This window comes from Campylobacter corcagiensis (genome assembly GCF_013201645.1).
GTDB lineage: Bacteria > Campylobacterota > Campylobacteria > Campylobacterales > Campylobacteraceae > Campylobacter_B > Campylobacter_B corcagiensis.
This window is the reverse complement of sequence record NZ_CP053842.1, coordinates 1263487-1275557: the sequence shown is the minus strand read 5'-3', so window position 1 is coordinate 1275557 and position 12071 is coordinate 1263487. Positions and strand designations below refer to the sequence as shown.

Below are 12071 nucleotides of genomic sequence, written 5' to 3'. Positions count from 1 at the left end.
GTATTATTATATCTTTACTAACTGAAATTTCTGTAAATGGTTGATATGAAAAAAGATGAGTTTAGAAAATTTGCCAAAAATTCTCTTAAAAAAGAGATAAAATTTAGTGCAAAATGTAAGCATTATTCTGTGATTTTAAATTTATGTAGAATAATTAAATTTTATAATTACAAGAGAATTTTGCTGTTTGTGCCAACAAAATTTGAACCAAATGTCTTGCTTTTAAGAGGCAAGTTGTCTAGTAACTCACAATTACTCGTTCCATTTATGGAAAATATCAGTTTTAAAATGGTAAAATTAAGACTACCTTTTCACAGGTCAAAATTTGGAATAAAAGAGACAAATAATCAAAATGCCTTCGAAAAGAGAGTAGATTTAGCTGTAGTTCCAGTTGTTGGAGTTGATGGAAATTTGGCTAGGATCGGTCATGGCAAGGGTTATTATGATATTTTTTTTAGCAAACTTGGTTACAGACCAAAAATAGTATTTGTAGGTATAAAAGATATGTTTTTAAAGGATATTGTTACACTTGATTATGACATAAAATGTGATATTTATCTAACTCCAAAAAAAAGTTATATTAGAGGCAAAAATGATAGAGATTTTATTAGGCTTAGGAGTCGGTGCAGTGGGAGTTGGAGGTGGATATCTAGTCGCTAAAAGGATAAATGAAGCAAACTATGAGATTTTTGTAGAACAGGCAAAAGCAAAAGCAAAAGCCATAGAATACGAAGCTAAAAGTATCTTAAAAGATGCAAAGCTAACTGTAAAACAGGCTGAATTTGATGCTAAAAAAGCCTACGAAGATAAAGGAAGTAAGCTTCAAAAAGAATTTGATCTTAAATTTAGTGAACTAGAGAAAAAAGAGCGAATTTTAGACGAAGAAAAAGAGAATTTAAGCAAAAGCCAAATAGAGCTTGAAAAAGATAAAAAAGAAGCTATTAATACCTATGATGAAGGTATTAGCTTAAAGAAAAGCTATGAAAGTAAAATTGCTGAAGCACTTAAAATTTTAGAACACGCTGCTGGTTTAACAGAAGATGAGGCAAAAGAGGAAGTTTTAAGAAGGGTTGAAGAAAAAAGTCGTGGAGATATCGCTCACATCGTAAGGAAATATGAAGAAGAGGCAAAAAGAGAGGCCAAAAAAAGAGCTAATTATATCATCGCTCAAGCTACGACTAGATTTGCTGGCGAGTATGCAGCTGAGAGGCTTATAAATGTTGTTGATATAAAAAATGATGAGTTAAAAGGGCGAATAATCGGCAAAGAAGGGCGAAATATCAAAACCCTTGAAATGGTGCTTGGCGTTGATGTAATCATCGATGACACGCCTCATGCTATAGTTCTTAGTAGTTTTAACCTTTACAGAAGAGCAATTGCAACTAAAGTTATTGAACTTTTAGTTGAAGATGGTAGAATTCAGCCTGCTAGAATAGAAGAGCTATACGAAAAAGTTAGTAAAGAATTTGAAGATAGCATCTTAGAAGAGGGTGAAAATATAGCGATGGATTTGGGGCTAAATGGCATACATCCTGAACTTTTAAAGTTAATTGGAAAGCTAAAATTTAGAGCAAGTTATGGACAAAACGCTCTTGCTCACAGTCTTGAAGTTGCTCATCTTGCAGGAATAATAGCAGATGAAACAGGTGGAGATGGAAATTTAGCAAGGCGTGCTGGACTTCTTCATGATATTGGTAAGGCTTTAACTCATGATTATGAAGGAAGTCATGTGGATTTAGGAGCTGAAGTCTGTAGACGCTACAAAGAGCATCCTGTTGTTATAAATGCAATCTATGCTCACCACGGCCATGAAGAAGCTGAGACTATAGAGTGTGCTGCTGTTTGTACAGCAGATACTTTAAGTGCGGCTAGACCTGGAGCAAGAAGAGAAGTGCTTGAAAGCTTTCTGAAAAGAGTTAGCGAGATAGAAGATATCGCTACAAGTAAGGATGGCGTAAAACAGGCTTACGCTATAAATGCAGGTCGTGAAGTAAGGGTCATAGCAAATGCAAATTTAGTAAATGACGATGAAGCGATTTTAGTGGCTAAGGAAATAGCACAAGATATTGAAGCTAGGGTTCAGTATCCTGGTGAGATAAAAGTAAGCGTAATAAGAGAAACAAGAGCGACAAGTTACGCTAAATAAGGGGTTTGAGTGAAGAAAATTTTAGCTATTTTAGTCTTTGTTGTGGTGAGTTTAAACGCAGCAAATGAAGAAATTTTGCTTGATTGCGCAAATGCATATCTTATTACTATGGATAAAGTTTCTCAAAGAAAAGAGCTTGTAGATAAATCAAAAGCTATTGTAGTATTTCCAACTGTTAGAAAAGCTGGCTTTATAGTAGGTGGACTTTATGGCAGGGGTGTTGCTATGATTAAAAGTCCATCTGGGGCTTGGAGTATAGTAAAATCTGAGATAGCAAATGGAAGTATTGGTTTTCAAATAGGCTATGAGAGCAATTATATGGTGCTTTTTGTTATGAATGATAAAACGCTTCAGTCTATGCTTAAGTCAAATTTAAAGCTTGGAGCAGATGCAACGGCTTCTATCTTTCATGCAAGTGCTAGTGTGGGTGCGATAGATGTTTTTGATAAAGATATCTACGCATATACAAGTAAAAGTGGTGCATTTGCTGGGGTAAGTCTTGGTGGCTTTGTGCTAAATATAGAGTCAAATACTGTATATAATAGCTCAGTTTATGGATATGATAATCTTATAAAAGCGGTAAATAAATAATGCAAGAGATGTTAACTTCCTTATCTACTTGGGGATATTTGATTTTGTTTTTCTACACTCTTGGTGGCGGATTTGTCGCTCTTGTAGCAGCTGGGGTTTTAAGTTATGCTGGCCAGATGAATTTAGCTATAGTTATTGTCGTAGCAGCTATATCAAATTTCTTAGGTGATACGCTACTTTTCTATCTTACAAGATATAGTAAAACTGAGATTATGCCATATCTTAAAAAGCAAAAAAGAAGCTTAGCTTTAGCTCAAATTTTATTTAAAAAACATGGTGGAAAGATTATATTTTTTAAGAAATACATTTATGGTATAAAAACGCTTGTTCCACTTGCTATTGGACTTACTAAATATAGTTTTGCTAAATTTAGCATGATAAATGCTATAAGTGCTGTTGTTTGGGCGATAAGCTTAGGACTTCTTAGCTATTACCTTGGCGAACCACTTATGAAACTTTTTGACCACATAAAGTCAAATCCCTGGATAATGCCTATTATAATGGTTTTGATCTTTGGGTTAATAATATTGTATTTTAAAAGAGCAACTAGAAAAAACAGATAAATTTCGGGTTAAAAACTCGAAATTTATAGTTACTATCTATTAATTAGTAAAAATCTAAAATTGCCTTATTTTGCTTTTTTTATTTAAAGACTATATATTTATAGAACCAAGAAGGCATTTATAAGGTAGAAATTTCAATAAATTTGAAATTTCTCCCCAACTTTCAGCTATATTTAAGCTTTACTCTTGTATAATTTCATTTCGCTTTTAAAGGAAGCCTTTTTAAAGAGCTTAAATAATAATTTTATCAAGCTAAGTTAAACAGTCTTTTTATAAAAGTATGTTTTTTAAATTTAATAATGTTAAACTATAAATCAAAGTCAATCTTTGAAATCTAAATAAGTGATCGATTGAGCCATTTATTTATATACTCTTTATAGTCTTTTCTATCGTATATAGATAACTTTAAGATATCTATATAAAATATGGAGAACCTTAGATATAAGCAAGTAATTAACTTACTATATCAATTAAGAGTAAAATTATAAATTAATAAATATTTTAAAATCTTATTTTTACTATAAATTCCATAGTAGATTTAAGCTATTAAAGTTTTAAAGATTAAACTTAAATAAAAACAAACACTCTTTAGTTTTTATATACCATAATAGTAATATAAAAATACTAAAGTTTCATATTTTTATGGAGAGTTTGATCCTGGCTCAGAGTGAACGCTGGCGGTATGCCTAATACATGCAAGTCGAACGATGAAGTCCTAGCTTGCTAGGATGAATTAGTGGCGCACGGGTGAGTAATATATAGTTAATCTGCCTTACACTAGAGAACAACAGTTAGAAATGACTGCTAATACTCTATACTCCAACTTATCATAAGTTAAGTTGGGAAAGTTTTTTCGGTGTAAGATGAGACTATATCGTATCAGCTAGTTGGTAAGGTAATGGCTTACCAAGGCTATGACGCGTAACTGGTCTGAGAGGATGATCAGTCACATTGGAACTGAGACACGGTCCAAACTCCTACGGGAGGCAGCAGTAAGGAATATTGCGCAATGGGGGAAACCCTGACGCAGCAATACCGCGTGGAGGATGACACTTTTCGGAGCGTAAACTCCTTTTGTTAGGAAAGAATAATGACGGTACCTAACGAATAAGCACCGGCTAACTCCGTGCCAGCAGCCGCGGTAATACGGGGGGTGCAAGCGTTACTCGGAATCACTGGGCGTAAAGGACGCGTAGGCGGATTATCAAGTCTTGTGTGAAATCTAATGGCTTAACCATTAAACTGCACAGGAAACTGGTAGTCTAGAGTAGGGGAGAGGTAGATGGAATTCTTAGCGTAGGGGTAAAATCCGTAGAGGTTAAGAGGAATACTTATTGCGAAGGCGATCTACTAGAACCTAACTGACGCTGAGGCGTGAAAGCGTGGGTAGCAAACAGGATTAGATACCCTGGTAGTCCACGCCCTAAACGATGTATACTAGTTGTTGCTTTGCAAGTCAAAGCAGTAATGCAGCTAACGCATTAAGTATACCGCCTGGGGAGTACGGTCGCAAGATTAAAACTCAAAGGAATAGACGGGGACCCGCACAAGCGGTGGAGCATGTGGTTTAATTCGAAGATACGCGAAGAACCTTACCCGGACTTGATATCTAACAAATCATCCAGAGATGGAAGAGTGTCTGCTTGCAGAAATGTTAAGACAGGTGCTGCACGGCTGTCGTCAGCTCGTGTCGTGAGATGTTGGGTTAAGTCCCGCAACGAGCGCAACCCACGTGTTTAGTTGCTAACAGTTCGGCTGAGTTCTCTAAACAGACTGCCTACGCAAGTAGGAGGAAGGTGTGGACGACGTCAAGTCATCATGGCCCTTATGTCCGGGGCGACACACGTGCTACAATGGCATATACAGTAAGACGCAATATCGTAAGATGGAGCAAATCTATAAAATATGTCCCAGTTCGGATTGGGGTCTGCAACTCGACCCCATGAAGCCGGAATCGCTAGTAATCGTAGATCAGCCATGCTACGGTGAATACGTTCCCGGGTCTTGTACTCACCGCCCGTCACACCATGGGAGTTGATTTCACTCGAAGCAGGGATGCTAAATTAGCTACCTTCCACAGTGGAATCAGCGACTGGGGTGAAGTCGTAACAAGGTAACCGTAGGAGAACCTGCGGTTGGATCACCTCCTTTCTAGAGTACAATATAGATACTCTCTCACAAGATATCTATAAGAAAGTTACAATTAAATGATCAATTGAAAGCTTATTTAGATTTTAAAGGTTGACTAAGGTTATAATAGTTTTAAGCAAGGGCCTGTAGCTCAGCTGGTTAGAGTGCACCCCTGATAAGGGTGAGGTCATAAGTTCAAGTCTTATCAGGCCCACCATAGAGATTTAATCTTAAAATTTACCCAAATTTTAAGATTAGGTCTTTACCTAAACGATCTTTAAAGTACAATTGTTAAAAGTCACAAACAAGTTTTATAAAATAAAACAATTTTACAGGAACTTGTTAAAGCTTTAATCTAACTATTATAAAAGCAAACATATAGATTTTAACTGTTATCAAGATCTATTTGTTAAAGATTGAATCACGGATATATAAAGAGTTAAAACTTATCTTTATATCATCATTAATCTCTTTCCGTCTTAAATAGTTAGTTTAAATATTATAAAGCATATTTAAAACTTCAGTAGTTTTAAATTTAAACATAAAGATATAATTTAAAGATACTATGTAATAATAGATACACTATAATATGATCTATAAGAACTATATAGTATAAATCATTAAATTTCAAATCTTTATAAATTTAACTTTATCTTTAACAAGGAAGTAATGCGAATTAGAATATCAACATAATAAAATGATTCTAATACTTCGTAAGCGACATAGTAAATCTACCTTAATTTAGATTTAGGTGGGTCAAGGGAGTGTTTACACTCCTTGTCGCAAAGAGTAGCTTTGCTACTCTGCGAAGTTAAAAAAGGTAAGCTACTAAGAGCCAATGGCGGATGCCTTGGTTGGTAGAGGCGATGAAGGACGTACTAGACTGCGATAAGTCTCAGGGAGCTGTCAAGAAGCTTTGATCTGGGAATTTCCGAATGGGGCAACCCAGTATATAGTGATATATACTACCATTGTTATGGAGCAAACGTGGGGAATTGAAACATCTTAGTACCCACAGGAAAAGAAATCAATAGAGATTACGCTAGTAGCGGCGAGCGAACGCGTAATAGGGCAAACCACTAGTTTACTAGTGGGGTTGTAGGACTGCAATAAAGACTAAAAAGAGTTAATAGAATAATCTGGAAAGTTTAAGCATAGAGGGTGATACTCCCGTATATGAAAACTCTTTTTTACTTAGCAGTATCCTGAGTAGAACGAGGCACGTGAAACCTTGTTTGAAGCTGGGAAGACCACTTTCCAACCCTAAATACTACTACCAAACCGATAGTGTACAAGTACCGTGAGGGAAAGGTGAAAAGAACCGCGGTGAGCGGAGTGAAATAGAACCTGAAACCATTGGCTTACAATCATTCAGAGCACGATTCTTTATGACGTGTGATGGACTGCCTTTTGCATAATGAGCCTGCGAGTTGTGATATCTGGCAAGGTTAAGGAAATCCGGAGCCGTAGCGAAAGCAAGTCTTAATAGGGCGTTTAGTCAGATATTGCAGACCCGAAACGAAGTGATCTATCCATGAGCAGGTTGAAACCGGTGTAAGAGCCGGCGGAGGACCGAACCCGCTGACGTTGAAAAGTCTTGGGATGACTTGTGGATAGGGGTGAAAGGCCAATCAAACTTCGTGATAGCTGGTTCTCTCCGAAATATATTGAGGTATAGCGTTATGTAGTAACTATAGGGGGTAGAGCACTGAATGGGCTAGGGCATACACCAATGTACCAAACCCTATCAAACTCCGAATACCTATAGTGTAATCATAGCAGTCAGGCGGCGAGTGATAAAATCCGTCGTCAAGAGGGGAACAACCCAGACTACCGACTAAGGTCCCAAAATCTTATTTAAGTGGAAAACGATGTGAAGTTACTTAAACAACCAGGAGGTTGGCTTAGAAGCAGCCATCCTTTAAAGATAGCGTAATAGCTCACTGGTCTAGTGATTTTGCGCGGAAAATATAACGGGGCTAAAATAAGTACCGAAGTCGTAGACTTAGTTTTACTAAGTGGTAGGAGAGCGTTGTATTTAGCGTTGAAGATGTACCGGTAAGGAGCGTTGGAGCAAATACAAGTGAGCATGCAGGCATGAGTAGCGTTAAATCAGGTGAGAATCCTGATCGCCGAAAACCCAAGGTTTCCTACGCGATGCTCGTCATCGTAGGGTTAGTCGGGTCCTAAGCAAAGTCCGAAAGGGGTATGCGATGGAAAATTGGTTAATATTCCAATACCAATTATTATGTGCGATGGAAGGACGCTTAGAGTTAGTGGGGCTAACTGATGGAATAGTTAGTCTAAGAGTGTAGGTTGAGTTATAGGCAAATCCGTAACTCTTTATCCGAAACTTTAAAGGCTTTTCAAACTCTTCGGAGAGCGAGAAGAACCCATGATACTGTCGAGCCAAGAAAAGTTTCTAAGTTTAGTAATAATTGCCCGTACCGTAAACCGACACAGGTGGGTGGGATGAGTATTCTAAGGCGCGTGGAAGAACTCTCTTTAAGGAACTCTGCAAAATAGCACCGTATCTTCGGTATAAGGTGTGCCTACCAGGGTGCAAGCCCTAGAGGTTACAACAAAGAGTCCCTCCCGACTGTTTACCAAAAACACAGCACTCTGCTAACACGTAAGTGGATGTATAGGGTGTGACGCCTGCCCGGTGCTCGAAGGTTAATTGATGGGGTTAGCATTAGCGAAGCTCTTGATCGAAGCCCGAGTAAACGGCGGCCGTAACTATAACGGTCCTAAGGTAGCGAAATTCCTTGTCGGTTAAATACCGACCTGCATGAATGGCGTAACGAGATGGGAGCTGTCTCAAAGAGGGATCCAGTGAAATTGTAGTGGAGGTGAAAATTCCTCCTACCCGCGGCAAGACGGAAAGACCCCGTGGACCTTTACTATAGCTTGACACTGCTACTTGGATAAAGATGTGCAGGATAGGTGGGAGGCTTTGATTAATAGACGCCAGTTTATTATGAGCCATTGTTGAGATACCACTCTTCTTTATTCGGGTAGCTAACTAGCATATGTTATCCATATGTAGGACAATGTCTGGTGGGTAGTTTGACTGGGGCGGTCGCCTCCCAAATAATAACGGAGGCTTACAAAGGTTAGTTCAAAACGGTTGGAAATCGTTTGTAGAGTATAAAGGCATAAACTAGCTTAACTGCGAGGCCAACAAGCCAAGCAGAGACGAAAGTCGGTCTTAGTGATCCGGTGGTTCTGTGTGGAAGGGCCATCGCTCAAAGGATAAAAGGTACCCCGGGGATAACAGGCTGATCTCCCCCAAGAGCTCACATCGACGGGGAGGTTTGGCACCTCGATGTCGGCTCATCGCATCCTGGGGCTGGAGCAGGTCCCAAGGGTATGGCTGTTCGCCATTTAAAGCGGTACGCGAGCTGGGTTCAGAACGTCGTGAGACAGTTCGGTCCCTATCTGCCGTGGGCGTAAGAAGATTGAGGAGAGTTGACCCTAGTACGAGAGGACCGGGTTGAACCAACCACTGGTGTATCTGTTGTTCTGCCAAGAGCATCGCAGAGTAGCTAAGTTGGGATGTGATAAGAGCTGAAAGCATCTAAGCTCGAAGCCAACTCCAAGATTAATCTTCTTTTAAGAGCTCTAGTAGACTACTAGTTTGATAGGCTGGGTGTGTAAGTGATGTAAGTCATTTAGCTGACCAGTACTAATAGCTCGTTTGCTTATCTTATTTTTATTTTTTACTCTTTTTGTTTTATGTGTTGTCAGGTTTCGTAAAACACTGTGGTCACTACCTATAAGGTAGCTCCCTTGTATTTTACTCACCTTCCTAGCCTAAAATCAAAAATAGTTAAAAAAATAGCTATTATGAGATTATAAATATCATATAGTTTTAAGCATTACTTCCTTGTTAAGGATAAATCTTTATCCAAAGTAAAATAGTTTTATAAAATAAAACTTTTGACTTTTAACAACTCCAATCGTTAAATTAGAGATTTGACTACAGTTTTATTTTTAGACTGTAGAGTTTATATCTTAGATCTTTAATTTAACGATTGTCCGTGATTATAGAGAGTTGGAAACGCCTTGACCCATCCCGAACCAAGAAGCTAAGCAACTCATCGCTGATGATACTCTCTCTTACTGAGATGTGGGAAAGTAGGTCTTTGCGGACTTCGTTATTATACATTACTAAAATTCATTAAAACCAACACCCCTTAATAAAAATAACATAATAAAATATAATCTTACCTATTTACTAGTTGTAACAAGTCTTATAGAGAATGTTTGTTTGTAGAATTAAGCTATTTTAACTTATATAAGTTTATAAAGCTATACTATTTTTAAATCTTATGATAGTTTAAATTTGCTTTAATATATTAGGATAATTAAGTAAATTTGGTGTATAGCCTAGTAGAATAAATCTTATAGCTTTTACCGCTTTAAATTAATACTTGTAAATCTTTGTTGGTTTAATACTGTTTTTTAAGTTTTTAAATCCTATCTAGGAAGTTAAGAATTTAATTCAATACCAATATGAACTAACTGGTATTATTATTTTAAATCAATACTTATAAATCTTTTAACTCAAAAAACTACTTTAACTTTATTTTAGTGGTTAAATTTGCTTTTGTAGTACTTGGAATTTAACACCACCTTTAAATTTTAGTATCCATATTAAAATAATAATATGCTATAATTTTTTAAATTTTAGGAGCTGTTATGGGTGATAGGGTAGTTTTATTTACAGATACAATCCAAGATTTAAATGGAGTTAGTAGATTTATTCAAGATATGGCTGATTATGGTAAAGATGATGGTTTTTATGCTATATCATCAAGCTCTTTTAGGAATTTTCCTGATAAGGGGAATGTGGTAAATGCCATTATGTATCTTTGAGGGATATTATTTGTGGCTCTAAACTGGCATTATAATACTTATGAAACAAATATATATAGCTAGATAAAAGCTACTTTTTACCTCTCTAAAACTCATAACTTCAAGCAGAAGGAAAAGTATTTTTAAGATAGTAAAGTAAATACTTAAATAGTATCATTCCACGTTAAAAGGTATTATAAGACGCAAAATGATTCTAAAAGTATTATTTATACTTGATGGTTGGAGTGGTTATGATGGACTAGTAGATATAGTATATGATAAACATTTTAGAGTTAATCACGGTAAAAATAAATTTACATGAGATATATAAATAGTGCCCTTAGTTTTTGGAGTTTTACAAAAAAGACTTACTAAATTTAATGGTGTATAAGTAAATTTTGAATTACGTTTACTAGTAGCATAGTAAAAATTAAAAAAGAGTCTGAATTTAAATAGAAAAAGGATTATTGGCATAATATATTTATAAATTTATTCAAAAAGAAAGGATTGTTAGTATAGACTCTTATTTTTATTGGCATACATCATAGAATCTAATATATAAAAAATACTATAAATAGTACAAGTTAGCTGTCAATACTAAAAATCTAAAATTTCATTAATTTACTTTCATCTATTTTTTAGATTTTTGAAACCCCCTTTTATAGCATTGTAAAATTTATCATTTTTAAGCTCTCTAAATTCATCTTTTAATAAATTAAGAATTTCTATAAAAATAATTTAACAATTAAATTAAACTAATTTACAATATATTAAGTATCCTTTAATAGAATAAAATTTATTTAATTTTAAGGAGAATTTATGAAAAAGTTACTACTATTTTTAGTATTTAGTTTTTCAATGTTATTTGGAGCTGTTAATATAAATACAGCATCAAAAGAGGAGCTTATGACTTTAAAAGGTATAGGTGAGGGTAAAGCTAAGGCTATAATTGAATATAGAGAGAAAAATAAATTTGATAAGCCTGAAGACATTAAAAATGTAAAAGGAATAGGCGATAAGGTTTATGAAGGCATAAAGGATGATATTAAAACAAGTGGAAATACAGAGATAAAAAGTAAGTAGTGAGATATGCAAATAGAAGAGCTTTTTACTAAAATAGTGGGGGCTCTTTTTGGGTATATAAAATTTAACAAATAATATAATGACTTAATTTTTATAGTATTTACTTATAAAAATTATTAAATTTATAGAGTTATTTTTATTTTATACCTTATGTTTAGATTTTATTTTTTAATTTAAAATAAAAATTCATTTTATGTTAAGATTTAAAATATAATAATAGTTCGAAATTAATTTAACTATATCTTAAGCTAACTTCAATTAACCTAAATTTTGCAAGGGAAGTGTTAGTGCTAATAATACAAAGCAAAATTCCATCACAAAATCTTCAAATTTATAAAGCTTTATCAAAGCTTATTCAAGGCTTTCTATTCCATTTTGCCTAAAAAAGAGCATTCTGGTTATAAGCATAGTAGTGGTAAAATATTTAAAAAACAAATTTTTGTTTTAGCTTAAATGACGAACTTTTAACTATGAAATTTAGTTCTTTAGAAAAGAATTTGAGGAGATAATAGCTTTACATATCCTAAAAAATGGCTTAAAACTCGGAGAAATTACTCTTTTAGATACTGCTATAAATTTAAGTGATACTCGTACTGATAAAACTGATATAAATTTTAAAGGATACGTGGTTTGCAAGATAAAAAGCCTTTTAAATAGAAATGTTTATCTTGAACCACAAGATTCTAGACATCTTGAAA

General features: G+C 35.1%; 6 protein-coding genes, 1 tRNA gene, 3 rRNA genes and 1 pseudogene. All 11 read left to right on the top strand.

The window, feature by feature from the left end; all coding sequences use genetic code 11:
* Positions 1–36 precede the first annotated feature (36 nt).
* The 11 genes and pseudogenes from CCORG_RS06535 (at position 37) to CCORG_RS06490 (ending at position 11373) form a co-directional block, all read left to right on the top strand.
* Positions 37–660 (top strand): 5-formyltetrahydrofolate cyclo-ligase, encoded by a 624-nt coding sequence (locus CCORG_RS06535; RefSeq protein WP_034971784.1) that lies wholly within the window; start codon positions 37–39, stop codon positions 658–660.
* Positions 593–2146: a ribonuclease Y gene (gene rny / locus CCORG_RS06530; RefSeq protein ID WP_025803719.1), complete on the top strand. Its 1554-nt coding sequence runs from the start codon at positions 593–595 to the stop codon at positions 2144–2146. Before CCORG_RS06535 ends, rny begins: the two co-directional genes overlap by 68 nt.
* A gap of 9 nt (positions 2147–2155) precedes the next feature.
* Positions 2156–2737, top strand: coding sequence for a lipid-binding SYLF domain-containing protein (locus tag CCORG_RS06525; RefSeq protein WP_025803720.1), 582 nt, complete (start codon positions 2156–2158; stop codon positions 2735–2737).
* Entirely contained in the window at positions 2737–3300 is a 564-nt protein-coding gene (locus CCORG_RS06520) for a DedA family protein (protein ID WP_025803721.1), read from the top strand. Before CCORG_RS06525 ends, CCORG_RS06520 begins: the two co-directional genes overlap by 1 nt.
* Before the next feature lie 639 nt (positions 3301–3939).
* A 16S ribosomal RNA gene (locus CCORG_RS06515) occupies positions 3940–5451 on the top strand.
* A 119-nt stretch (positions 5452–5570) separates the two neighbouring features.
* A tRNA-Ile gene (locus CCORG_RS06510) sits at positions 5571–5647 on the top strand.
* A 601-nt stretch (positions 5648–6248) separates the two neighbouring features.
* Positions 6249–9142, top strand: a 23S ribosomal RNA gene (locus CCORG_RS06505).
* 327 nt (positions 9143–9469) lie between these two features.
* Positions 9470–9587, top strand: a 5S ribosomal RNA gene (rrf, locus tag CCORG_RS06500).
* The 16S, 23S and 5S rRNA genes sit together here with 1 tRNA gene alongside, the layout of an rRNA operon.
* Before the next feature lie 547 nt (positions 9588–10134).
* The gene (locus CCORG_RS06495; protein WP_172658545.1) at positions 10135–10311 is read left to right on the top strand and encodes a hypothetical protein; all 177 of its coding nucleotides are present in this window, start codon (positions 10135–10137) and stop codon (positions 10309–10311) included.
* 157 nt (positions 10312–10468) lie between these two features.
* Positions 10469–10678 (top strand): annotated as a pseudogene (locus CCORG_RS09145) (hypothetical protein); the annotation flags it as partial.
* A gap of 431 nt (positions 10679–11109) precedes the next feature.
* Positions 11110–11373, top strand: a complete 264-nt coding sequence (locus CCORG_RS06490) for a ComEA family DNA-binding protein (RefSeq protein WP_172658566.1) — start codon at positions 11110–11112, stop codon at positions 11371–11373.
* Positions 11374–12071: the final 698 nt, after the last annotated feature.

Excerpts from the sequence above, each read along its gene's own strand:
- CCORG_RS06535 (WP_034971784.1), top strand. The coding sequence starts at position 37 with ATGGTTGATATGAAAAAAGATGAGTTTAGAAAATTTGCCAAAAATTCT.
- CCORG_RS06520 (WP_025803721.1), top strand. The coding sequence starts at position 2,737 with ATGCAAGAGATGTTAACTTCCTTATCTACTTGGGGATATTTGATTTTG.
- CCORG_RS06495 (WP_172658545.1), top strand. The coding sequence starts at position 10,135 with ATGGGTGATAGGGTAGTTTTATTTACAGATACAATCCAAGATTTAAAT.
- CCORG_RS06490 (WP_172658566.1), top strand. The coding sequence starts at position 11,110 with ATGAAAAAGTTACTACTATTTTTAGTATTTAGTTTTTCAATGTTATTT.
- rny (WP_025803719.1), top strand. The coding sequence starts at position 593 with ATGATAGAGATTTTATTAGGCTTAGGAGTCGGTGCAGTGGGAGTTGGA.